Annotated in this window: 18 protein-coding genes; 17 read left to right on the forward strand and 1 reads right to left on the reverse strand. The window is 38.5% G+C overall.

Going from position 1 to position 24,551, the window contains the following annotated elements:
- Positions 1 to 60 precede the first annotated feature (60 nt).
- The 4 genes from O1A01_RS02875 to O1A01_RS02890 all read left to right on the forward strand — a co-directional run bounded on the left by O1A01_RS02875 (position 61) and on the right by O1A01_RS02890 (position 7,351).
- On the forward strand, positions 61 to 1,065 hold the full coding sequence (locus tag O1A01_RS02875) for a Gfo/Idh/MocA family protein (RefSeq protein WP_270065509.1): 1,005 nt from the start codon (positions 61 to 63) through the stop codon (positions 1,063 to 1,065).
- Between the two features lie 3 nt (positions 1,066 to 1,068).
- A complete protein-coding gene (locus tag O1A01_RS02880; RefSeq protein WP_270065510.1) occupies positions 1,069 to 1,932 on the forward strand; it encodes a sugar phosphate isomerase/epimerase family protein in 864 nt (287 codons plus the stop codon).
- A gap of 2,038 nt (positions 1,933 to 3,970) precedes the next feature.
- Positions 3,971 to 5,437 (forward strand): MFS transporter, encoded by a 1,467-nt coding sequence (locus tag O1A01_RS02885; RefSeq protein ID WP_270065511.1) that lies wholly within the window; start codon positions 3,971 to 3,973, stop codon positions 5,435 to 5,437.
- Between the two features lie 435 nt (positions 5,438 to 5,872).
- Positions 5,873 to 7,351, forward strand: coding sequence for an MFS transporter (locus O1A01_RS02890; RefSeq protein ID WP_066420562.1), 1,479 nt, complete (start codon positions 5,873 to 5,875; stop codon positions 7,349 to 7,351).
- 108 nt (positions 7,352 to 7,459) lie between these two features.
- Here the strand turns inward: O1A01_RS02890 and O1A01_RS02895 are convergent, their stop codons facing one another.
- Positions 7,460 to 8,620 carry an ROK family transcriptional regulator gene (locus O1A01_RS02895; protein ID WP_270065512.1) on the reverse strand — a complete coding sequence of 387 codons (1,161 nt, stop codon included), beginning with the start codon at positions 8,618 to 8,620 and terminating at the stop codon, positions 7,460 to 7,462.
- A gap of 279 nt (positions 8,621 to 8,899) precedes the next feature.
- Here O1A01_RS02895 and O1A01_RS02900 point away from each other — a divergent pair, with 279 nt between their 5' ends.
- The 13 genes from O1A01_RS02900 to O1A01_RS02960 all read left to right on the forward strand — a co-directional run bounded on the left by O1A01_RS02900 (position 8,900) and on the right by O1A01_RS02960 (position 24,541).
- On the forward strand, positions 8,900 to 10,168 hold the full coding sequence (locus tag O1A01_RS02900; RefSeq protein WP_270065513.1) for a nickel pincer cofactor-dependent isomerase, group 22: 1,269 nt from the start codon (positions 8,900 to 8,902) through the stop codon (positions 10,166 to 10,168).
- A 43-nt stretch (positions 10,169 to 10,211) separates the two neighbouring features.
- Positions 10,212 to 10,982 carry an SDR family oxidoreductase gene (locus tag O1A01_RS02905; protein WP_066420565.1) on the forward strand — a complete coding sequence of 257 codons (771 nt, stop codon included), beginning with the start codon at positions 10,212 to 10,214 and terminating at the stop codon, positions 10,980 to 10,982.
- 172 nt (positions 10,983 to 11,154) lie between these two features.
- Entirely contained in the window at positions 11,155 to 11,958 is an 804-nt protein-coding gene (larE, locus tag O1A01_RS02910; protein WP_270065514.1) for an ATP-dependent sacrificial sulfur transferase LarE, read from the forward strand.
- A 110-nt stretch (positions 11,959 to 12,068) separates the two neighbouring features.
- Positions 12,069 to 13,544 carry a gluconokinase gene (locus tag O1A01_RS02915; RefSeq protein ID WP_270065515.1) on the forward strand — a complete coding sequence of 492 codons (1,476 nt, stop codon included), beginning with the start codon at positions 12,069 to 12,071 and terminating at the stop codon, positions 13,542 to 13,544.
- 14 nt (positions 13,545 to 13,558) lie between these two features.
- Positions 13,559 to 14,314, forward strand: coding sequence for a nickel pincer cofactor biosynthesis protein LarB (gene larB, locus O1A01_RS02920; RefSeq protein ID WP_270065516.1), 756 nt, complete (start codon positions 13,559 to 13,561; stop codon positions 14,312 to 14,314).
- The gene (locus tag O1A01_RS02925; RefSeq protein ID WP_270065517.1) at positions 14,314 to 15,270 is read left to right on the forward strand and encodes a nickel pincer cofactor biosynthesis protein LarC; all 957 of its coding nucleotides are present in this window, start codon (positions 14,314 to 14,316) and stop codon (positions 15,268 to 15,270) included. The genes larB and O1A01_RS02925 overlap by 1 nt, the downstream gene beginning before the upstream one ends.
- Before the next feature lie 22 nt (positions 15,271 to 15,292).
- Positions 15,293 to 15,769, forward strand: a complete 477-nt coding sequence (gene larC / locus O1A01_RS02930) for a nickel pincer cofactor biosynthesis protein LarC2 (RefSeq protein ID WP_270065518.1) — start codon at positions 15,293 to 15,295, stop codon at positions 15,767 to 15,769.
- Positions 15,770 to 15,834: 65 nt separating this feature from the next.
- Positions 15,835 to 17,850: a transketolase gene (tkt, locus tag O1A01_RS02935; RefSeq protein WP_270065519.1), complete on the forward strand. Its 2,016-nt coding sequence runs from the start codon at positions 15,835 to 15,837 to the stop codon at positions 17,848 to 17,850.
- Positions 17,851 to 17,931: 81 nt separating this feature from the next.
- Positions 17,932 to 18,594 carry a fructose-6-phosphate aldolase gene (fsa, locus tag O1A01_RS02940; RefSeq protein ID WP_270065520.1) on the forward strand — a complete coding sequence of 221 codons (663 nt, stop codon included), beginning with the start codon at positions 17,932 to 17,934 and terminating at the stop codon, positions 18,592 to 18,594.
- Positions 18,595 to 19,409: 815 nt separating this feature from the next.
- A complete protein-coding gene (locus tag O1A01_RS02945; protein ID WP_270065521.1) occupies positions 19,410 to 20,525 on the forward strand; it encodes an RNA-guided endonuclease InsQ/TnpB family protein in 1,116 nt (371 codons plus the stop codon).
- A gap of 259 nt (positions 20,526 to 20,784) precedes the next feature.
- A complete protein-coding gene (locus tag O1A01_RS02950; protein ID WP_270065522.1) occupies positions 20,785 to 21,465 on the forward strand; it encodes a response regulator transcription factor in 681 nt (226 codons plus the stop codon).
- Entirely contained in the window at positions 21,462 to 22,880 is a 1,419-nt protein-coding gene (locus O1A01_RS02955; protein ID WP_270065523.1) for a sensor histidine kinase, read from the forward strand. The genes O1A01_RS02950 and O1A01_RS02955 overlap by 4 nt, the downstream gene beginning before the upstream one ends.
- 434 nt (positions 22,881 to 23,314) lie before the next feature.
- Entirely contained in the window at positions 23,315 to 24,541 is a 1,227-nt protein-coding gene (locus O1A01_RS02960) for a S1C family serine protease (protein WP_270065524.1), read from the forward strand.
- Positions 24,542 to 24,551: the final 10 nt, after the last annotated feature.

Consider the following 24,551-nt stretch of genomic DNA (forward strand, 5'->3'; position numbering starts at 1 on the left):
AGACAGACGAACTTAAGGCGCATTTTCCCCTTAAGTTCGTTTCCTAAAGGGGATCGTCATATGCTAAAAATAGCAGTTATAGGTTTAGGAGATATATCTCAAATACACATTCCAGCGATACAAGCTAACCCAAATGTTCAACTTGTTGCCGTATGTGATATAGATGAAACGAAAAATGTGTATGACTCTAACATCCAATTTTATACGGATTATGAATCGATGTTAAAAAACGAATCGTTAGACTGTGTTCATATATGTTTACCACACAATTTACATTACCCTGTGACAAAAACTTGTGTGGAACATGGCGTGAACGTGTTTCTTGAAAAGCCTCTCGGACTGAACGAACAAGAAGGACTAGAACTCGTGAAACTAGAGGAAGCTAATCCAAATGTAAAAATATGCGTTTGCTTCCAAAATCGTTTCAATGAGACGTTTGAAATGCTACACGACGCTGTTCAAACAGAAAAGTATGGGAAAGTATTAGGTGTGAAAGGGTTAGTAACTTGGTATCGACCGAAGTCTTATTATGAAACGAAACCGTGGCGTGGTCAAATGGACTTAGCAGGTGGCGGAGTGATGATTAACCAAGCGTTACACACTGTAGATTTAATGCAATTACTAGGTGGAGAAATCGAATCGATTAAAGGCTCTATCGACCAATTGCTAGACTATAACATTGAAGTGGAAGATACGGCAACTGCTAGAATTCAATTTCGAAATGGCGCAACCGGTTTATTTTTCGCAACAAATTCGAACTATGGTAACTCTAGTGTCGAGCTACAAGTTATATTTGAGCACGGCAAGTTAACGATTAAAGACAGTATTTTAACTCGAGTGGATGACGAAGGTAAAAAAGAAAGATTAATAGAAGATTCAAGATTACCTGGTACAAAGTTTTACTACGGTGCAAGTCATATGAAGCTCATTCACCATTTTTACAAGTGTATTGCAAATGATACGAACGATTATATACATGCGAAAGATGCTTTACCATCCTTAACAATTATCGATGCAATTCGAAAGTCTTCTGAAACTAACAAACGAATTCAAATGGAGGGATAAGGAATGAAAAAAGGTAAAATTGGCGTACAAATGATGATGTTAAAAGATAAAGTAGAAGAACTTGGTGTGTACGAGACGATGAAAAAGATACACGAGCTAGGTTTCAGTGCGGTGGAAGTATCACAAATTCCAATGACAGAAGAAAATGTTGCAGAGTTAAAACGTGCGAGCGAAGACTTCGGAATTGAAATCGCCGCGTTATCAGCAGCATTAGAACCAATGATGCCAGGAATGCCAGGGGAAACGTTATCTGCTGATTTTGACAAGATCGTAAATGACTGCAAAACGTTAAATTGTAATTTCCTTCGCATCGGAATGCTACCACTCACAACAATTGGCCATAAAGATAAAATTATGGAATTCGTTCAAAAAGCAGATGAGGTAGCAGAAAGATTAGCAGAGCACGGAATTGACCTTTATTACCATAATCACCATATTGAATTCCAAAAATACGACGGCGAATATTTATTCGATATTATTAAAAACAACACATCTAAGCTTGGCTTTGAAATAGACGTTCATTGGGTTCATAGAGGCGGCTTAAACCCGGTTGATGTAATTCGTAAATACGAAGGACGCGTTTCATTAATTCACTTAAAAGATTACCGTATTGGTCAAATGGACTTAAGTGTAATGGAAGGCGGATTTGATAGAGATAAGTTCTTCCAAGCGTTTAATAATACAGTTCAATTCGCAGAGCTTGGCCAAGGTAGTTTAGACTTTAACGCGATTATTGATGCTGGCCTAGAAAGTGGATCTCAATACTTCTTAATCGAGCAAGACGACGTATACGGACGCGATCCATTCGATTGCTTAAAAGACTCAGCAGAACATTTAAGAAGCATCGGATATGCGGATTGGTTTTAATAGATAAATAAACTTATTGGGAAGGCCTTTGTATAGGGTCTTCTTTTTTTTGCCGTGTCAATTGAAATTTTTTAATCCGATAGCAGTTGTTCGGATTTGCTCGGATGTTGAACAGAAACTGCATGGTGTTGTGCAGAAAGTGGGAATGCATAGGAGATGTACGTCTGGAAGAGGAGTAGTAGTTGTTCGGATTTGCTCGGATGTTGAACAGAAACTGCAGGTTATTGAACAGAATCGGCATCGTGTTGTTTAGAAAGTGAGAACGCATAGGAAATGTGCGTCTGGAAGAGAAGTAGTTGTTCAGATTTGATCGGATGTTGACCAGAAACTGCAGGGTATTGAACAGAATCGACGTTTTGTTGTTCAGAAAGTGAGAACGCATATGGAATGTACGTCTGGCCGAGGAGTAGTTGTTCAGAATTGATCGGATGTTGAACAGAAACTGTAGGTTATTGAACAGAACCGGCGTTGTGTTGTTTAGAAAATGTGAATGCATAAGAAATGTACGTTAGGAAGAGAAGTAGTTGTTCAGATTTAATTGGATGTTGACCAGAAACTGTAGGTTATTGAACAGAACCGGCGTTGTGTTGTTTAGAAAATGTGAATGCATAGGAATGTACAACTGGAAGAGGAGTAGTTGTTCAGAATGAATCGGATGTTGACCAGAAACTGTAGGTTATTGAACAGAACCGGCGTTGTGTTGTTTAGAAAGTGAGAACGCATAGGAGATGTACGTATGACCGAGGAGTAGTTGTTCAGACTGAATCGGATGTTGAACAGAAGTTTCAAGATATTGAACAGAACCGGCATTGTGTTGTTCAGAAATTGAGAATGCATAGGAAATGTACGTATGACCATGTAGTAGTTGTTCAAATTTGATTGGATGTTGAACAGAAACTGCAGGTTATTGAACAGAACCGGCGTTGTGTTGTTTAGAAAATGTGAATGCATAGGGAATGTACAACTGGAAGAGGAGTAGTTGTTCAGAATGAATCGGATGTTGGCCAGAAACTGCAAGATATTGGACAGAACCAGTCTGTTGGAGCCTAGAACAAGCTTGTGGACGCACATAAAAGGAAAGATAACCCACATAAATAAAAGCGTAACCCACATAAAAGAGTGGTTAATGCACATAAACGTCGGAGAAAGCCTAGAACAAGCTGTTGGACGCACATAAAAGGAAAGATAACCCACATAAATAAAAGCGTAACCCACATAAAAGAGCGGTTAATGCACATAAACGTTGGAGAAAGCCTAGAACAAGCTGTTGGACGCACATAAAAGGAAAGATAACCCACATAAATAAAAGCGTAACCCACATAAAACAGCGGTTAATGCACATAAACGTCGGAGAAAGCCTAGAACAAGCTGTTGGACGACATAAAGGGAAAAGTTATAACCCACATAAAAATGTCGGATTATCACATAAACAAAAGGGAGAGCGTAGAACAACAATGAGGATAAGGAATATCGTCTGAACGATGAGAAGTGGTTCAGAACCGAGTGGAAGTGGAACAGAAACCGGTTTGAGCGGAACAGAAAGTAAAAATTGGCTCGGAAATGCACGCCTAGACCATACGTAGTGGTTCAGAACCAAACACAAGTGAAACACAAACCCGAACAAGTGAAACAGAACCCAGTTTGAGCGGTATAGAAGAGAAAACAACATTAAAAAAATCCATGCCCGAACCAGTCGTAGTATTACAAAATCAAGCTGATATTAACGAGAAACGAAATGCTGTTTTACCAAACCTCCTGCTCACCTCTAGGACGTGTAAAAAAAATATTTTTAGAACTTTCAAAATATATTGACACACCATAAAGATGGTGGTAATCTAATTTTAATCATTTTGTTAGTTTATTGAACTAACAAATATTGTTAAACGAACTAGAAAGGTTCGTTATTTTTAGCTCACGTATGAAAGGGCTTACACTCTAAAGAAAGGGCTGAAGGGGTAAAGGGGTTTAGTGTTTAAATTGCAAAATGTAAACGTATTCAGAAATGGCTTCAAAAACATTGATTAATGGGGGGAATCCGATGGGAGCGGTCAATACTACAATGAATGATCAACATTATCATTCTTCAAAACTTTGGAAGATAGGTTTTTTTGCATTAAATAATACGGCTACTAACTTTTATCTATTCGCAATGGGGTTTGTTGCTTACTATGCAACAGGAATAGCAGGTTTAACAGTAGTAATTGTAAGTACAATTTTAACAGCAATGCGTTTATTTGATGGGGTAACGGACCCAATCATTGGATTTGTTATTGACAAGACGGAATCAAAGTTTGGAAAGTTTAGGCCGTTAATGATTCTTGGAAATATTATTTTAGCTGGGTCTGTCATTATTATGTATAGTGTCACCCATCTTTTACCTACTAATTTGCAATTGTTATTTTTTATCTTCATTTATGCCATTCACATTATCGGTTACACTTTACAAACTGCCGTAACAAAAGCAGCTCAAACTGTTTTAACCAATCATCCGAAGCAACGCCCGTTATTCTCCATATTCGATGCAACATACAACGTTGGATTATTTACTGGTATGCAAATCGTTGTCGCATCTTATTTAGTACCAAAATACGGTGGCTTTCAAATGGGGCTATTCGTAGAGTTAAATGCATACGCAATCATCGCTTCCGCCATTTTCACAGTACTCGCAGTAATCGGTATTTGGGACAAAGATCGTAAAGAATTTTTCGGTTTAGCTGAGCAAACAGTAGAAACGAAATTTCGCGATTACTGGCCAATTTTAAAGGGAAATCGCCCACTTCAAATGTTAGTCATTTCAGCATCATCTGATAAGCTTGCTGGTAGTATCGTAAGACAACCTGCAGTACACGTTATTTTCTTCGGGATTATGATGGGGAATTACGCACTAAGTGGTACCGTGTCTTTAGTTACACTAATTCCTACTCTATTATTAACGTTCTTAGGAATAGGTTATGCGAGAAAAAGAGGTTTGAAGAAATCGTTTGTCGCTGGTACTTGGTTAGCACTAATACCTTTCTCCATTTTACTAGTTATGTTCTTCTTCATAGACGCTACACAAATCTCCTTAACTAGTTTGAACCTTGTAACGATAGTCTTCCTAGTTCTTTATTGTATCGGTTTAGGATTTGGCAGTTTAACTGGAAACATGGTTATTCCAATGATTGCCGACTGTTCGGATTATGAAACGAATAAAACAGGAAGATTCATCCCAGGAATGTTAGGAACATTATTCTCATTCGTAGATAAATTAATTTCCTCTCTTGCAGCAACTATCGTCGGAGTAGCGCTAGCATCGATTGGCTTTAGAGAGCAGTTCCCACAAGTGGATGATTCATTAACAACGTCACTACTAATGATCGGGTTACTATTAAAATTCGGATTCCCGATCTTAGGTTGGATTACTTCATTAATTGCAATGAAATTCTACCCACTAGATGATGTGAAAATGAAAGAAATTCAAGCTGCTATTGCAGAAGTAAAAAACAATGCGAAAGTAGCTTCATAGATTAGTGAAAATCAGCCTTCTAAATAGGGGGCTGATTTTTCGTTGTCGAAGGGCGGTTTTAATCATAATTTTTTCTATTTGTCTATCCTATTTTGCACTGTGCAAACAAAATTTTTAGACTCTTCAAAAAGCATTGACAACGCATACATACGGTGATAATCTATATTTAATCATTAGTTAGTTTAGTATACTAACTAATGGTAAATCAAGGGCGAACTAGCAAAATTCGCTATTTTCAGCGCCGAGATGTAAAGGCTTACATATAAAGGGATAAAAAAGAGAGATAGATAAACTTTTGTCCTTAAAATGTAAGCGTATTCCCTATCCTTTTTAACAAGCACTATAGGGAGGACAAAAGTAAAGTAATAGATTTTCAACTAGTTACAAAGGGTTTTGAAAGCGTTTTAATCAAACTTAAATAAGGGGGAAAAAATAATGGCAAACAAAGTAGGGGAATTTGCAGAGCAGTACCATAGAGCAAAAATGTGGCAGATTGGTTTTTTCGCATTAAACAACACAGCTACTAATCTCTATTTATTTATTGTTGGTTTCGTATCATATTACGCAACTGGAATTGCAGGGTTATCAGTAGTTATTATTAGTTCGATTTTAACAGCGATGAGAGCATTTGACGCCGTAACAGATCCGATTATAGGATTTATCATCGATAAAACGGAAACGAAATTTGGTAAGTTCCGACCGATGATGATTATAGGGAACGTTATACTAGCGTCTACCGTGTTAATTATGTATAACGTAACACATTTATTACCAGAATCATTCCAATTTCTATTTTTTGTATTTATTTATGCTATTTATATCGTTGGATATACGCTTCAAACTGCAGTAACGAGAGCAGCGCAAACAGTTTTAACAAATCATCCGAAGCAGCGCCCACTTTTCACTATTTTTGATGCAACGTATAATGTTGGTATATTTACGGGTGGTCAAATATTTGTGGCTTCCTATTTAATGGTGAAACATGGCAACGAATTCAATATGGGATTATTCACAGAATTAAATACTTATGCAATAATTATTTCTGCATTATTTACTATTTTAGCTGTAACAGCAATTGCTCCAAAAGACCGTAAAGAATATTTCGGATTAGCTGAAAAAGCGGTAAAAGTTAAATTTCGTGATTATTGGCCAGTATTAAAAAGTAATCGTCCACTTCAAATGTTAGTTATTGCAGCATCAACTGATAAACTAGCAAACTTAGTACTTCGCCAACCGGTAGTATATGTTATGTTCTTCGGTATTTTACTTGGAGACTATGCATTAAGTGGTACTATTTCATTAATTGTTATTATACCAACCATTTTAATTACATTCCTTGGGGTAAGGTATGCTGGAAAATTAGGGCTGAAAAAAGCGTTAGTTGGAGCTACTTGGGGAGGATTAATTAGTGCAATCGCTCTATCCATATATTTAATGATGATAGACACTGCAACAATTTCTCTAACAAATATTGGCATAACTACGATCGTTTTCTTAGTTTTATATGCACTTTTAAAAGGTTTAACTGGTTTATCAAGTTCAATTGTTATCCCTATGATTGCAGACGTTTCAGATTATGAAACTTATAAATCTGGTCGATATGTACCAGGTATGGTAGGTACTCTCTTCTCGTTTGTGGATAAAATGGTTTCATCGTTAGCGCCGGCAATCGTTGGGTTCTTAGTAGCAACGATTGGATATACGGATGCTTTACCGCAAGTTGGAGAAGCATTAACACCGTCATTAATGGTCATGACACTAGTACTAATGTTTGGAATTCCAGCTGTTGGTCTCGCAATTTCCCTTATAGCGATGAAGTTCTATAACTTAGATGGAACGAAGATGGAGGAAATTCAAGCTTCTATTGCAGAAGTGAAACGCAGTGCAAATAACGATAATAAACAAGCAGTGTAATAAAAAGCTTTTAATAGATAATGGAGGGCTCCTAAAATTAAGCGGAGCTCTCTTTTTATGTTCTAAATACAAAGTAGGGTCAGAGAATGTTCTGACCCAAGAGTAATATCATTCCACCGTCAAACACAAATCAGATATACAAAAGAAATGTTGAATTGCTAATGCACTGGCACCCATAATACACGCTTTATTTCCAAAATCGGAAATGAGCAAGCGGCTGAAATGGCCGACAGATGAATTTAGCTTAGCTTTAATCTTTTCTTCTGTTTCTGGGAATAATCGCAGTAATTCACTATTAATAATTAACGTTTCCGGGTTGTATAAATTAATAATATTGTTAACACCGATTGATAAATAATTTATATATTTTTCTAACTCATTCATAATTTGCGGGTCTGCTTCGGCTATTAGGTTAGCAATTTCTTCATACGTTAAAACTTCTGATTGTGCTGTTTTACATAATTGCTTCATAAAACTTGCTTCAGATGCGTATTGCTCCCAGCATCCGGCGTTTCCACATTTACAGCGTATTCCGTCAGGCATAATAATCATATGGCCAATTTCTCCAGCGTAACCGTGGTGTCCCTTTAACGTTTCACCGTTTACGATTATACCAAGACCGATCCCAGAATATAACGTAACGGACAGTAAGTTATCACTTTGATGATGCTTAAATACTTTTTCTGCAAAAGAGCAAAGATTGGCGTTGTTTTCAATATAAATAGGAATACCGGTTTTTTCTTCTAGACCTTTCTTTAAATCAACATTTCTCCATTGATGATGTGGGACGAAAAAGATTTTCTCATCCTTATTGACGATCCCGTGAATCCCGATAACCACTCCGACTAAACCATAGGAAGAGTGAGCGCACTGGTCTTGAAAGCTCATAATATGTTCTAATAACAACTCTTCAATTTCTTCGTAATCAGAAGTATTTATACTAATACATTTGCTACTTACTTCTTTTCCAAGTAGGTTGGAAAGATTAAAGGAAATAGTCTCTTGATCTAAATCTATCCCTAACGCATAACCAGCGTTTTCATTTATCGAAAGCATAATCGGTCTTCTGCCGAGATTTTTATGTTCAAGCTGTGTTTCAAAAATAAGTTCTTCCTTTAACATTTCAGAAACTTGAACAGATATAGTTGCTTTATTTAATCCCGTTATTTTTGCAAGGTCTGCGCGAGAAATCATTCCATGTTCGATGATCTTGCTTATGATGATACTGCGGTTTATTTTCTTAATATAGGAAGCGTCTCCCGTAACCATAATACCCCTCCTAAAAATCTCACTTTTTGTTTGACGGAAATATCTCCTAATGGTATTATACAGGTAGTTAGTTTGTTTGGTAAACAAATTAATTAAAAAATGTTTTAAACAAACTAATAGAAACTAAGAATGATGCAGATAACTAATGATAGTGAATTGTGAGCTATCATTGGTGTGAAACCGCTGTTCTGTATGTTGTAAGGGATTACATGTAAATATTAAAATTGTAATGATACTCATTTTATCTTAGCTACGTAGTTGAAGGAGTGGATGGTAGGAATGGGAATTCTTCAAGAATTGTTAAAAGATATTCCAGTACCGAAAATGGCGAAAGTCAGAGTGAATTTTGATGAATCAAAGATTGAAGATTTAGGGTCTGCTTTAATGGAAAAATTAGACCAAGAACATATTCGTGCAACGGTAAAGCCTGGAATGGAAATTGCAGTAGCGGTTGGTAGTAGAGGTTTAGATCGTCTCGTTGAGTTAACTGCAGTGACGGTGAAATTTTTGAAAGACTTAGGTGCAAAACCATTTATCGTCCCAAGTATGGGAAGTCACGGTGGTGCAACAGCGGAAGGTCAACGTGAAGTATTAGCTCATCTTGGCGTTACAGAAGAGAGCGCTGGTTGTGAAATTCGCTCATCTATGGAAGTAGTAAAAATTGATGAACTTGAAAATGGGTTACCTATTTATGTAGATAAATATGCTTCAGAAGCAGATGGAATTGTCATCATCAATCGCGTAAAACCTCATACAGCGTTTAGAGGTCCGGTTGAAAGTGGCATTATGAAAATGATTAGTATTGGATTAGGGAAACAAAAAGGAGCAGAAGCTTGTCATCAGCTTGGCTTTAAATATATGGCGGAAAATGTACCCGCAATGGCAAAAGTGATTATGGAAAAAAAGCCTGTTTTATTTGGAGTGGCAACTGTTGAAAATGCATTTGATAAAGTTGCGATTGTTGATGTGTTAACTCCAGATGAAATTAAAGAAAAAGAATCAGCCTTACAAGAAAAGGCGAAAGGGCTATTGCCTAAATTATTTTTCAAAGATTTAGATGTACTTGTCATTAATCAAATTGGGAAAAACATTAGTGGCGATGGGATGGATCCGAACATAACTGGTCGTTATCCAACTCCATATGCTCATGGTGGCCCAGAAGTAAATAAAATGGTCGTTCTAGACTTAACTCCTGAAACAGAAGGAAATGCAAATGGAGTAGGAACAGCAGATTTTACAACGCAACGCCTTGTAGACAAAATGGACCGTGAAGCAACGTATGCGAACGGATTAACGTCAACAGTTGTGGCTCCTACGAAAATCGCGACAACGTTACCGAACGACCGCGAAACAATTAAAGCTGCTATTAAAACTTGTAATATTTTAGATTTTACAACAGTTAAATTAGTTCGTATTAATAACACTTTAGAAATTAGTGAAATCGAGGTTTCTGAACCGTTACTAGATTATGTGAACAATCATCCGAATATGGAAGTTGTTTCAGACCTTTACGATTGGTCGTTTAATGAAGAAGGAAACTTAGTTTAATTTATACAAACTTAATGATATGGAAAAGGGAGAGGAATTTATTATGACACGTTTATTTGACTTAACAGGAAAAACAGCAGTAGCAATCGGTGGAAATAGTGTACTAGGATCTTCAATCGCGCACGGTCTTGCAGAGCATGGAGCAAGCATTGCAATCGTTGGACGTAACTTAGATAAAGCAAACGAAGTAGTAAAAGAAATCGAAAGCAATGGTGGAAAAGCGAAAGCATTCCAAGCAGACGTTAGCTCTAAAGAAGCGATAGTTCAAGTTGCAGATGAAATTGAAAAATGGTCTGGCGGTTGGGACATTTTATTAAATGCACCAGGTAAAAATAGTTCAACACCTTTCTTCGATCTTGATATGGAAGAATGGGACGACATTATGGACGTTAACTTAAAAGGTATCGTATTAACAACGCAAATCTTTGCGAAAAGAATGATTGAACAAGAGAGAAAAGGAAGCATTATTAACATTTCTTCCGTATCTTCTACAACACCATTATCTAAAGTATTTACGTATTCTGTATCAAAAGCTGGTTTAAACAGTGCAACACAATTTTTAGCACGTGAATTTGCACCACATGGTATTCGTGTAAATGCCATTATTCCTGGATTCTTCCCAGCAGAACAAAACAAAAAGATTTTAAGCCCAGAGCGTATTGAGTCTATCATGAACCATACACCGATGAATCGTTTCGGAACACCTGATGAGCTTCAAGGTGCAGCTGTTTGGTTAGCTTCTGAAAATGCTTCTAGCTTCGTAACTGGTGCGTTAATCCGTGTTGATGGCGGATTTGGCAGCATGACAATATAATAAAACACATACAATAAAATAGTTAGAGGATGTAATGTTAGCTACTTGAACGGTATGCGAATAGATAGAAAAAACATTTGAAAATGTAAGTAGCTAACATCTACTATTAGAAACGATAAACGCCTTGAATTTTTTGGTGCGAAAGTTTTCTAATTAGAAGGGAGAGTGGAGAATGCTAACTGAGAAATATGAAACATTACAGTCTATTCTCCGAGAAATGGGAAGCGTCGTTGTAGCATTTTCTGGTGGAGTGGATAGTACGTTTCTATTAAAAGTTGCGGTTGATACGTTAGGAAAAGATAGAGTATTAGCAGTGACAGCGGATTCTGAAACATATCCATCTAGTGAACTAGAAGAAGCGCGAGCATTAGCTAGTCGAATAGGTGTAGAGCATCAAGTAATCGAAACATCAGAGTTAGCAATTCCAGGCTACGCAGAAAACACGCAAAACAGATGTTATTTTTGCAAAAGTAGTTTATTCGACCACATACTGCCTGTTTTAGAAGAGAAGGGGTTCACAAATATCGTTTACGGTGTCATAGCGGACGATAAAAATGAACACCGTCCCGGTATGAAGGCGGCAAAAGAAAAAGGAATTCGAGGTCCATTGTTAGAAGCTGACTTATATAAGGAAGAAATAAGAGAGCTTTCAAAAGAAAAAGACCTACCAACATGGAATAAACCTTCGTTTGCATGTCTTTCTTCTCGAATTGCTTATGGAGAATATATTACGCAAGAAAAGCTAACAAAAGTAGAAAAAGCCGAAGCTTATTTAAAAAGCTTAGGTATTCGCCAAGTTCGTGTTCGTACACATGAAGAAATTGCAAGAATAGAAGTAGAACCGAACGATATGCCGATTGTTTTACAAAAGCACGAAACGATTTCAAAGCAATTACAACAATTCGGTTATAAATATATTACACTAGACTTAGTTGGCTATCAAAGTGGTAGTATGAATAAAGTGTTATCTCTTTAAAATAAATGGCTTTGGAATCCAAAGCCTTTTCTAAACTAGGGAGAAAGTATAAAATAATCGTGATGATAACAGCTTAAAGTCTGTAATAAAAAATGTTAGGAAGATGCATCGTGTCTAGAGAATTCGTCATCGGTCTTGATATCGGAACAACAAGTGTAAAGGCTTGTGTTTTTCATTTAAATGGAAAACTAGTGGCTGAAGTGGAGAAAATGAACACGTTCCACTATCCGAAACAAGGATGGGTTGAACAAGACCCAGTAGAGATTGAACGAGCAGCAGTAGTAGCAATTAAAGAAGTAATGGAAGAAGCTTCTATCACTAAAGATGAATTATTAACGATAGGTTTTTCCGCAGCTATGCATTCGATTCTTTGTGTAGGAGAAGATGGAAAAGCTATTTCCCCAGCACTTATATGGGCAGACGGTAGAAGTGACGGACAAGCACAACGTTTAGATGAAAAGATGGGAGAGGAAGTGTACAAAAAGACAGGTACGCCAATTCACCCAATGACGCCTCTAAACAAATTGCTTTGGATGAAAGAAAACGAGTATGAGCCATATAGAAACGCTGCTTACTATATGTCAGTAAAAGAATATGTTTTCTACCGTTGGTTTAACAAACGAGTAATTGACTATTCGATGGCTTCAGCAACAGGTCTTTTTAACCCAGCAACTTTAAGTTGGGAAAAAAGTTTACTAGAGCTTACAAACGTTGAAGAAAACCAACTATCTGAAATTGTTGCACCAACGACAATTTTTACAGAAATAGATGAAAGAGTTGCAGCCGAAATGGGAATCAATCGTGACCTTCCATTTGTCATCGGTTCAGCAGATGGACAGCTCGCAAACTTAGGAATAGGTGCAATCCTCCCTGGTGAAGTAGCTGTTTCTGTTGGGACAAGCGGTGCAATTCGTCAATTAACAAAAGGTGTGAAGGTTAGTGAGGAAAGAGAAACTTTCTGTTACTCCTTTACTGCGGACACTGCCATTATAGGAGGTCCTACCAATAATGGTGGCATTGCTTTACAATGGGCAAAAGACCTATTAAACTTTGAAGGAAGCTTTGAAGAGTTACTTGCAGAAGCAGAAAAAGTTGCTCCTGGTGCAGACGGCCTTATTTTCTTACCGTACGTAAATGGCGAAAGAGCTCCAATCTGGAACCAAAAAGCGAAAGGTAGCTTTCATGGAGTAACATTAACGCATAAAAGAGAGCATTTCATTCGTGCAGTTTTAGAAGGAATTACTTTTAATCTATACCAAATAGGGAATGCTTTAGAAAGACTTGCTGGTGAATCTGAGAAGATTTATGTGAACGGTGGTCTTGCTAGATCTCCATTATGGTTAAGCATGATGGCGAATGTATTTAATGCAGAAATATATGTTCCAGAAAGTCACCATAGTGCGGCTTGGGGTGCAGCGTGGACAGGCTTAGTTGGAATAGGAAAAGTAAACTCGTTTGAAGAAATTAAAGAAAACATTCCAATGAGTGCACCAGTAAAACCAGATGAGCAAACAAGTAAACTTTACAAACAGCTGTATAAAGATTACGAGAAGCTTGCAAAAGATATGGTAAAGCATTTTAACTAGGGAGGAAGACTCCTATGCTAGAAGAAATTTTAAAAAAAGTACAACAAGGTTCGATCACAATAGAGCAAGCGAAAGAAAAGTTAGCTACGTTTGAAAACTTAGGGTTTGCGAAAGTGGACCATCATCGTAAAAAAAGACAAGGCATACCAGAAGTTGTTTTCGGTGAAGGCAAAACAGCGGAACAAATCATTTCCATCGCTAAAGCTTTACGCGAGAAAAACAATCAAGTGTTAGTAACGAGAATTTCGAAGGATAAAGCAGAATTAGTAAAGGCTGTTCTTCCACAATTCACGTATGCAGAAGTAGCTCAAATCCTTTATTGGAAGGATGAAAAGGCACCGCTTCGTAACAATGAAGGATACATCGCGGTTGTAGCGGCAGGCACGTCTGATTTAAGAGTGGCGGAAGAAGCGGCAATAACGGCAGAAGTGCTTGGCAGTAAAGTACATCGTATTTATGATGTAGGAGTGGCTGGTATTCATCGATTGTTAAGTCATGCGGAAGAGATTCAAAACGCAACCGTATCGGTAGTCGTAGCTGGAATGGAAGGAGCGCTCCCGAGCGTCGTAGGTGGCCTCGTATCCCATCCGGTTATAGCAGTTCCGACGAGCATCGGTTACGGAGCAAACTTTCAAGGATTATCTGCACTATTAACGATGTTAAACTCTTGTGCATCCGGAATTAGTGTTGTGAATATCGATAACGGCTTCGGCGGAGGATACAACGCTGTTTTAATTCATCAACTCGCACAAAAGGAGAAAAGTGAATAATGAAAACTCTTTATTTTGACTGTTTTTCTGGTATAAGTGGAGATATGGTTATTGGCGCTCTTATTGATGCTGGAGCAGATCCAAACCATCTCGTACAACAACTGAAAAAATTAAAAATCGATGATGAGTACGAACTGAAGTGGACGAAAGTTGTAAAAAACGGAATTACGAGTACAAAGTTTGATGTTGTGTTATGGAATGAAGGCAATCATCATAGTCATTCCCATTCGCATCATGAACATAGTCATGGGAACGATCACACACATGATCACGACCACGGGCATAGCCATGACCATAGCGATGATCACACACATGCGCACGATCACAGTCACGACCACGATTACGATCATTCGCACGATCACAGTCACGACCACGATCACGATCATTCGCACGGTCACAGTCATGATCACGATCATGGGCATAGCCACAGTCACGATCATCACCATCATCATCGTTCTTACAAAGATATTGTAGAAATGATTGAACAGTCTGAGTTAGAAGATGATGTGAAAGAAACGGCACAACGTATTTTTCGTAAAATTGGCGAAGCGGAAGGACTTATTCACGGAGTTCCGTTAGATAAAGTTCACTTCCATGAAGTTGGAGCGGTAGATTCGATTGTCGATATTATTGGTGCAGCGATACTAATCCATCAGCTAGGAGTAGACGTCGTAAAATCGTCTCCAGTTCCAGTTGGCAAAGGGAAAATTCGTATCGACCACGGAATTTATCCAGTGCCAGCACCGGCAACGTTAGAAATTTTACGCGGAGTCCAGTTAGAACAATCGGACGTTCGTTTTGAGCTGACCACTCCAACTGGTGCAGCAATTGTAGCTGTACTGGCGGAAGAATTTTGCTCGATTCCATCAATGAAAGTCGAAAAAATTGGGTATGGTGCAGGTACAAAAACGTTTAAGGACCATCCGAACGTTCTGCGAGTGTTAATAGGAGAATAGCCGTTATAAAGGTGTGTGTGCAATGAATAATTCGTTACCACCAAATAAAGAACATATCGATTCCGAGATGGTAAAAATGGAAGTGAATTTGGACGATATTTCCGGTGAGCTGCTAGGATATGTGATGGACTTACTTTTCGAAGCAGGGGCAAATGATGTATACTATACCCCTATTTACATGAAAAAGAATCGTCCCGCCGTACAGCTACAACTCCTCTGTTCCGAACAGAAGGTAGGGACAATGAAGGAAATATTGTTTAAAGAAACAACAACTCTCGGTGTTAGATACTACCCATTATCGGTACACCGTCTCGAAAGGCGTTTTACGAAAGTAGAAACGAAATGGGGACCAGTTACGGTAAAGGTAGGAATGTTAGAACAAAATGCTGTTCAAAAAGCACCAGAGTTTGATGAGTGTAAAAAAATAGCACAGCAACATGATGTTCCGTTAAAAACAGTATACGAAGAAGTTTGGAAAACAATGGAAAGCTCTACCTAAATCGCAAAACGGTTTAGGTTGACATAAATTAAAAAACTATTTTTATAGAATAGGAGTGTTGATGTATGACAACAACAGATAAGCAAACACAAATCGAACAAGTAGCAATAAATACGATTCGTACATTATCAATCGACGCAATTGAAAAAGCAAACTCAGGTCACCCAGGAATGCCAATGGGTGCAGCACCTATGGCTTACGCACTTTGGGCAAAAGAAATGAACCATAACCCATATAACCCAAGTTGGTTTAACAGAGACCGCTTCGTTTTATCAGCAGGCCACGGTTCTATGCTTTTATACAGTTTATTACATTTATTCAACTACGATGTTTCCATGGAAGATCTTAAAAACTTCCGTCAGTGGGGTAGTAAAACACCTGGTCACCCTGAATTTGGTCACACTCCTGGAGTAGAAGCAACTACAGGTCCACTTGGACAAGGAATTGCAATGGCTGTTGGAATGGCGATGGCTGAGAGACATCTAGCAGCTACATATAACAAAGAAGGTTATAACGTAGTAGACCACTTTACGTATAGCATTTGTGGTGACGGCGACTTAATGGAAGGTGTATCTGCAGAAGCGGCTTCTTTAGCTGGTCACTTAAAACTTGGTAGATTAGTAGTTATGTATGATTCTAACGATATTTCTTTAGACGGTGACCTTCACCTATCATTCTCTGAAAGTGTAGAAGATCGTTTCAAAGCTTACGGCTGGCAAGTAATCCGTGTAGAAGATGGTACAGACATCGATACAATTCAAAAAGCGTTACAAGAAGCAAAATCTGACCTTGATCGTCCTACTTTAATTGAAATTAAAACAGTTATCGGATACGGTTCACCGAACAAATCTGGTAAATCAGCTTCTCACGGTGCCCCACTAGGGAAAGAAGAAATCGCCCTAACGAAAGCATCTTACGGTTGGGAAAGCGACGAGCCATTCTACGTACCAGCTGCAGTAAGAGAGCATTACCAACAGCTTGCTGAAGAAGGTAAACAAAAAGAAGCAGCTTGGAACGAATTGTTTGAAAGCTATAAAGCAGCTCACCCTGAGTTAGCTCAACAATTAGTAGCAGCAATCAATGGAGAACTTCCAGCTGGTTGGGAAGAAACATTACCTGCATTCGCAGACGGTGAAGGATTGGCAACACGTGATTCTTCTGGAAAAGCATTAAATGCAGCAGCTAAAGCAATTCCACAACTAATCGGTGGATCAGCTGACTTAGCTGGATCAAATAAAACACATTTAACTTTTGAGAAAAACTACGCGATGGACGGCTACGAAGCTCGTAACATCTGGTTCGGTGTAAGAGAATTCGCAATGGGTGCAGCAATGAACGGTATGGCACTTCACGGTGGAGTAAAAGTATTCGGTGCAACATTCTTCGTATTCTCTGACTACTTACGTCCAGCAATTCGTCTAGCAGCACTTATGAAACTACCAGTAACGTATGTGTTCACACATGACAGTATCGCTGTTGGAGAAGATGGACCAACTCATGAGCCTGTAGAACATTTAGCAGCGCTACGTGCAATGCCTGGAGTTTCTGTCATTCGTCCAGCTGACGCAAAAGAAACAGTAGCAGCATGGAGATTGGCTATTGAAAGCACAGACACTCCAACTGCACTTGTATTAACTCGTCAAGGGTTACCTACTTTAAGTGTAAGCCAAGAAGAAGTATATAACGGTGTAAGTAACGGTGCATACGTAGTTTCTCCTGCGAACGGTGAAGTAAGTGGTTTATTACTTGCAACAGGTTCTGAAGTTGCTCTAGCAATGGAAGCACAAAAAGCACTTGAAGCAGAAGGTATTTCCGTATCTGTCGTAAGTATGCCAAGCTGGGATCGTTTCGAAAAACAATCAGCAGAATACAAAGCGACAGTTTTACCGAAAAACGTAAAAGCACGTCTTGCAATCGAAATGGGCTCTACAATTGGTTGGAGAGAGTACGTTGGCGACGAAGGGAAAGTACTAGGTATCGACCAATTCGGAGGATCTGCACCTGCTAGCAAACTACTAGAAGAGTACGGATTCACGGTAGAAAACGTAGTGAACAACTTTAAACAATTATTAAATAACTAATTATAGTAAATGAGATGGCCGGGCACCGTATAAACGATGGTGCCAGGCTTCCTAATATAAAAATTGTGGAGGGAAATAAACATGAAATTTTTTATCGATACAGCTAACTTAGAAGATATTAAAAAAGCGTACAAAATGGGTGTTCTTTCTGGAGTTACAACGAACCCTTCATTAGTAGCAAAAGAAGGCGTAAAATTTGAAGACCGTATTGAAGAAATCCTACAAGCAGTACCGGAAGTAGAATCTGTATCTGCAGAAGTAAGCCCAAATGCAGTAACTGCAGAAGAAATGATCGCAGAAGCAGAAGAGCTTTTAAAAATTAACGGTGGCGATGACAAAATCACAATCAAATTGCCAATGACGTTAGCTGGTTTAGAGGCGACTCGTTACTTAGCGAAAAAAGGTGTAAAAACAAACGTAACGTTAATCTTCACAGTAAACCAAGCATTATTAGCTGCTCGTGCAGGTGCAACATACGTTTCTCCATTTTTAGGTCGTTTAGACGATATTTCTCAAGATGGAGTACAACTAGTAGAAAGAATCGCGGAATTATTCCGTGTTCATAACTTAGATGCACAAATCATCGCTGCATCTGTTCGCCACCCAGACCACGTTACTCGCGTAGCACTAGCTGGAGCACACATTGCAACAATTCCTTACAACGTAATCGAGCAACTTTCTAAGCACCCATTAACAGACCAAGGCTTAGAAAAATTCGCGGCTGACTGGAAAACAACATTTTAATAAGTGACATTGAGGCTACACTTCTGATGGGAAGTGTGGTCTTTTTTTTGTTTTAACTAGTATTAAAGTAGAACGTACTTATTTTTAGCTATATTAAGGTTAAAACCTTCCATTTTCTCTTCGAATAGATGTAATCACCTCGATTTATGTGGTGTATATGAATCCATTTATGTGTCCCGCGTAACCGTAAAATGAGCCTACCCTCGGTTAATCTGGGAGATGAACCAATGTATGTGGGACAACCACTGATTTATGTGGGTAATAAATTAATTTATGTGTCCCACGTGTCCGTTAAATGAGTCCGTACTCGGTTAATGTGGGTGACAAAACGTTTTATGTGGGACAACCACTGATTTATGTGGGTTATGAACCAATTTATGTGTACTATGTGTCCGTTAAATGAGTCCGCCCTCAGTTTATGTGGGAGATGAACCAATTTATGTGGGACAACGACTGATTTATGTGGGTTTTGAATCCATTTATGTGTCCCCGCGTCTCCGTAGAAGCCGGAAAACGATGAACCGATCATTACAGAGCCACCAAACACCCCACAATTCTAATCCAATTCTCATGTTTTCCTCTCTTTTTTATCTAAATCGGCAAGGATACCCCCGCTTCAATCGTGTGAAGGGCGTAGTCCAACGATAAGTGGGAGAGGAATTGCCATCAGATACGGTATGGTACAGTAAATCGTAAGACTTTGTACCATATTAAGTATCTGAAACTTCCACCTTGCCCCTCGTTTCTCTATTTTCGTTATGTACCTTTCACCTAAACTTTTAGTATAATTTAGTTAGTGAAAGGTGGTGAAAATAATGTCTACCATTACTGCAAAAATACAAATCTATGTTTCTGATAGTCAAGCTGAAAGTCTAAAAATAACAACTAATGCTTATCGTAAGGCTTGTAACTGGATTTCGAAACACATATTCGAAACAAAAAATCTAAATCAAGGAAAACTTAACGACTTATATTATTTTGATTTACGAAATAAATTTGGACTAAAAAGCCAAATGGCTCAATCTGTGATGAAGACTGTAATCGCTCGCTACAAGTCAGCTAAATCGAATGGACATGAATGGTCTTTTATTGGATTTAAACTTCCAGAATATGACCTTGTGTGGAATCGTGATTACTCCCTAACCCAAAATCAATTTAGCGTGAATACAATGGATGGTCGTTTAAAGATAAAATATGAGCGAAAGGCTATGAAGAAATACTTCAATGGCACTTGGAAATTCGGTACTGCTAAATTAGTTAATAAGTCCAAGAAGTGGTTCTTACATATTCCGATGACTAAAGATTATCAAAAGCTAGATTTTGTAAATGTAAACAATATCGTTGGTGTTGATTTAGGCATTAACTTTCTTGCGACTACTTATGATAGTCAAGGTAAAACCACTTATTACAACGGAAATGTTGTTAAGCATAAGCGTGGTGTATTTAAAGCTACTCGCAAACAGTTACAAATGCGACAAACACCATCTGCTCGTAAGAAACTAAAACAAATCGGTTCAAGAGAAAACCGTTATGTAACGGATGTAAATCATCAAATTACAAAGGCACTCGTTGATAAATACCCTAGAGGTACGATGTTTGTTTTAGAAGACTTAACAGGTGTTCGTTCTGCAACAGAAAAAGTACGTGTGAAAAACCGCTATGTTTCTGTATCTTGGGCTTTCTATCAGTTCCGTCAAATGCTTGAATACAAAGCTGAATTAAATGGTCAAACAGTAATAACAGTAGACCCTAAATATACTTCTCAAACTTGCCCTAAATGTGGACACATTGAAAAAGCAAATCGCAATAAAAAGTTACACACTTTTACATGTAAAAATTGCCAATATCAATCAAATGATGACCGTATTGGTGCAATGAATCTACACCGTAAAGGAATTGAACATATTGGTGTAGTTACCACAGGAGTATAACTCTTGCGGTAGGGGCGAAGTCAACCGTCCTTATGTTCCGCCACGCTAAGGTAGGAGAGCATGGCTCGTCGAACTACTGGGTAGGTATAAGCGTAGTTGTTCTCTGCGAGGGCAGAAACACTGTCAAACTCTGACAGACGCAAGCCCCCACTTCAAACAGACCGCAAGGTTGTTAAGTGGTGGGTCGTTGACGTAAGATAAAATAGAAGCAAGTTGACTAAACTAAAGATAGATAAGTAATACCATTGAGGTGTTTCATATGAATAAAGTGTTATTAATAGAAGATGAAAAAAACTTAGCGCGGTTTGTAGAACTAGAGCTTCAATATGAGGGCTTCGAAGTAACAACTGCCTTTGAAGGTAGGGAAGGACTTGCGCTTGCGCTTGACGAAGAGTGGGATGTTATTCTTTTAGATTTAATGCTTCCCGGCCTTAGTGGAATGGAAATTTGCCGGAGAATTCGTGCGGTAAAGGATACACCAATTATTATGTTAACAGCGCGAGATAGCGTCATGGATAAAGTTTCTGGGCTGGATAGTGGAGCAGATGATTACATGTCCAAGCCGTTTGCAATTGAAGAGCTACTAGCTCGCATTCGCGCGTTAAAAAGAAGAACAGAAAACCGCTCTCATGAAGGCGAAGAAGATAAACTTTCCTTTAAAGATTTAGTTATCGATAAAAGTGCCCGAACCGTTTATCGTGGGGACGAGGAAATTGAGCTAACGAAAAGGGAATTTGATTTAATAGTCACACTGATGAGTAATAAAAACCGAGTGTTAACACGTGAACTACTATTAGATAAAATTTGGGGCCTTGGCTCGTATGCCGAGACAAATGTAGTAGATGTGTATATTAGATATCTGCGCAATAAATTAGATAAGCCAAAACAAGATAGCTATATTCAAACTGTGCGTGGGACTGGATATGTGATGCGAGAATGAATGGAATAAAAAGATTTTACGGACATTTACCGATTAGATGGAAGCTAGCACTATGGTCTTCTATCGTATTATTCGGTTTGTTCGCTACATACAACTCATTACAATATTACGTGTTAAATAGCTGGATGATGGATCAAGAAGAACGTCACATAAAAGAAAAGATGAATGAGGTCCAAAACTTCTTTGCGGATCCTTCTCATTTAATAGACCGGAATTCCATTATTAATAGTAGTCGCTTTTTAGAAAATATCGTAGAAGCGGATGAATTGATTCGAATTATGGATCGCAACGGCAACTTAATCGTTGGAGTTGCCAACAATTTTTCAGAAGAAATTATTGTGAGTCCCATTGAGAGTGGAGATTTAGAGTTAGTTTTAATAGATGGAAAGCATATATTAATTTATCGCAGACCGCTTATCACGCCTGGTTTTGTTGGGTATGTAGAGGTAATTCGTGATTTAAAAACGTATGAACGACTAAGAGGTTTAATCTTTTTAGTCACCTTTTCAGCAGGAATGGGTGCAATCCTCCTTAGTGGATTAGGTGGAATGATTATCGCAAAACAGTTGTTACGACCGATAGCGGCGTTGACAGAAACGATGAAAAGAATAAAAATGCGCGGTCTAAAAGAACGGGTACCGTTAGATGCTAATCAAAAGGACGAAGTGGCAGACTTATCGCGAATGTTTAACGAAATGATGGATGACGTAGAATTATCTTTTCAAAAGCAAAAGCAATTCGTGGAAGACGCATCACATGAATTACGAACGCCAATCGCAATTTTAGAGGGGCACTTATCGCTATTAAATCGCTGGGGGAAAAAAGACCCTGAAGTGTTAGAGGAATCATTAAAAGCGTCCCAACAAGAAGTAGAGAGATTAAGAAAGCTAGTATTGGAACTTTTAGAACTAACAAGGCTAGAATCGGACCAATTTGAAATAGGTGAAGAGGAAATAGACCCTGTTACGATTATCGAAAAGACTATTGCTAACTTCGAATTAGTTCATCCAGACTTTAAATTTGTGTTTCATAATTTAGTAAAAGATAAGAAAAACAATAGCCTTCGAGTTGCAGAGCGCCATTTAGAACAGTTGCTCATGATTTTACTAGATAACGGCATTAAATATTCACAAGACAAAAAGTTGTTAGAGATTACAGCGGAAACGAACGAAATGTCGAAGGAATGGGTCTTTCGTATAAAGGATTATGGAATCGGGATACCGAAAGAAGATATTGAAAAAATCTTTGATCGTTTTTACCGTGTAGATAAGGCAAGAAGTAGAGCGAAAGGTGGCCACGGTCTTGGACTATCCATCGCACAACGAATCGTCTCCCATTACAAAGGGAACATAAAAGCCGAAAGCAAAGAAGAACAATGGACAGAAGTAATCGTCACCATCCCAAACGCACCATAATAAGTGAATATCTCATTGCTTCGCTTCACTTAGACAGAAGGCACCTAATGCATTTATGCAATTAAGTTTTTTACCATTGAGAATGAAAATAGTGATTTCATTTTTGTACAGTATTACGGTTTAGAACCGAGAGTGGAACGGAGCGGAAGGTGCGAGACTCCTGCGGGAATAGAGGGAAGGCCGAGACCCCACAGGCGAAGCCGAGGAGGCTCGGCTCCCTCCCCGCGGAAAGCGAGTACCTGCAGCGAAGTGAAACGGACTAACTTAAACCCACCCAACCTATTTTTATGGTAGAAACCCAACCAAAAGCAACGCGATTCGAAAGTTTTTTAATCAAAATCTCATTTTACTTTAAGGTTAATTTTAACTTAATAAGGTTAAATAATAGTATAGAGATGAAGATAAAAACAATTAGCACGATGAGGTGAGTTACAATGGGTTATTACGATGATCATATGAGATCAGAAAAGATGAAAAAAGAGCGAGGGGGAAGCGGCAAAGTTTTTATAGCTGCTATCTCTGGTGGAATTGTAGGAGCATTAATCGTCGTGGCGATGCTTCCAATTTTGCTCGACTGGGGTGCCTATATGCAACCAGACAATCAAGCATCAGCCCAGGAAAGTGTAGCAACGACAACAACGATCCCAAGTGAACAAATAGAATTTAAACAAATCCAAACAGAAGTAACAGACGCAGTTGGCAAAGTAAGCGACGCTGTAGTAGGGGTTGTAAATATTCAACAAGGTGGAGGTTCCATCTTTAGTCCACCAGGTGCGACAGAAGCAGGAACTGGATCGGGTGTTGTGTATAAAAAAGAAAACGGCAAAGCGTATATCGTTACAAACCATCACGTAATTGATAAAGCATCCAAAATTGAAGTAAGCTTATCTAACGGTACGAGAGTGGAAGCTACATTGTTAGGTAGTGACAGTTTAACAGATTTAGCAGTTTTAACGATTGAAGAAGAGCACGTATCTCAAGTTGCGGTCTTTGGTGACTCCGATACGATTACGCTTGGTGAGCCAGTTATTGCAATTGGTAACCCACTAGGATTAGAGTTTTTCGGGTCCGTTACACAAGGGATTGTGAGTGGTACAGAAAGAACGATACCAGTGCTTTATGATAGAAGTGGCCAACCACAATGGGAAGCAGATGTTATTCAAACAGATGCAGCGATTAACCCAGGTAATAGCGGTGGTGCACTCGTAAACTTACGAGGTGAAGTCATCGGAATTAATTCCATGAAAATTGCTCAATCACAAGCAGAAGGTATCGGTTTTGCGATTCCGATCAATACGGCAAAACCAATCATTGAAGATTTGGAAATGCATAATGAAGTAAAAAGACCATTTATGGGTATAGGACTAATGTCTCTTGCTGATATTTCACTAGAACATCAACGAAATACATTGAAACTTCCAGAAGAAGTGACCCACGGTATTGTCGTGACAGGTGTAGAGCAGCAATCACCGGCCTTTAATGCAGGGTTAAAGCAATATGACGTTATCGTAAAATTAGACGATACCGAAATAAAAGGCACATTAGAACTACGAAAATACTTATATAACAGCAAAAATGTCGGAGATACGATGAAAGTCACATATTATCGGGACGGTAAGTTACAAGAAACGGAAATGACGTTAATCGAACAAGTATTTTAATCAAAAAACG

It is taken from the genome of Sutcliffiella sp. NC1 (genome assembly GCF_027594365.1).
Classification (GTDB): Bacteria; Bacillota; Bacilli; order Bacillales; family Bacillaceae_I; genus Sutcliffiella; species Sutcliffiella cohnii.

What these genes read in the sequence shown, in the direction of transcription:
- fsa (WP_270065520.1), top strand. Translation starts at nt 17,932, where the DNA reads ATGAAATTTTTTATCGATACAGCTAACTTAGAAGATATTAAAAAAGCG.
- O1A01_RS02890 (WP_066420562.1), top strand. Translation starts at nt 5,873, where the DNA reads ATGGCAAACAAAGTAGGGGAATTTGCAGAGCAGTACCATAGAGCAAAA.
- larB (WP_270065516.1), top strand. Translation starts at nt 13,559, where the DNA reads ATGCTAGAAGAAATTTTAAAAAAAGTACAACAAGGTTCGATCACAATA.
- O1A01_RS02925 (WP_270065517.1), top strand. Translation starts at nt 14,314, where the DNA reads ATGAAAACTCTTTATTTTGACTGTTTTTCTGGTATAAGTGGAGATATG.
- O1A01_RS02900 (WP_270065513.1), top strand. Translation starts at nt 8,900, where the DNA reads ATGGGAATTCTTCAAGAATTGTTAAAAGATATTCCAGTACCGAAAATG.
- tkt (WP_270065519.1), top strand. Translation starts at nt 15,835, where the DNA reads ATGACAACAACAGATAAGCAAACACAAATCGAACAAGTAGCAATAAAT.
- O1A01_RS02945 (WP_270065521.1), top strand. Translation starts at nt 19,410, where the DNA reads ATGTCTACCATTACTGCAAAAATACAAATCTATGTTTCTGATAGTCAA.
- O1A01_RS02875 (WP_270065509.1), top strand. Translation starts at nt 61, where the DNA reads ATGCTAAAAATAGCAGTTATAGGTTTAGGAGATATATCTCAAATACAC.
- O1A01_RS02960 (WP_270065524.1), top strand. Translation starts at nt 23,315, where the DNA reads ATGGGTTATTACGATGATCATATGAGATCAGAAAAGATGAAAAAAGAG.
- larE (WP_270065514.1), top strand. Translation starts at nt 11,155, where the DNA reads ATGCTAACTGAGAAATATGAAACATTACAGTCTATTCTCCGAGAAATG.
- O1A01_RS02885 (WP_270065511.1), top strand. Translation starts at nt 3,971, where the DNA reads ATGGGAGCGGTCAATACTACAATGAATGATCAACATTATCATTCTTCA.
- O1A01_RS02895 (WP_270065512.1), bottom strand. Translation starts at nt 8,620, where the DNA reads ATGGTTACGGGAGACGCTTCCTATATTAAGAAAATAAACCGCAGTATC.
- larC (WP_270065518.1), top strand. Translation starts at nt 15,293, where the DNA reads ATGAATAATTCGTTACCACCAAATAAAGAACATATCGATTCCGAGATG.
- O1A01_RS02880 (WP_270065510.1), top strand. Translation starts at nt 1,069, where the DNA reads ATGAAAAAAGGTAAAATTGGCGTACAAATGATGATGTTAAAAGATAAA.
- O1A01_RS02950 (WP_270065522.1), top strand. Translation starts at nt 20,785, where the DNA reads ATGAATAAAGTGTTATTAATAGAAGATGAAAAAAACTTAGCGCGGTTT.
- O1A01_RS02905 (WP_066420565.1), top strand. Translation starts at nt 10,212, where the DNA reads ATGACACGTTTATTTGACTTAACAGGAAAAACAGCAGTAGCAATCGGT.
- O1A01_RS02955 (WP_270065523.1), top strand. Translation starts at nt 21,462, where the DNA reads ATGAATGGAATAAAAAGATTTTACGGACATTTACCGATTAGATGGAAG.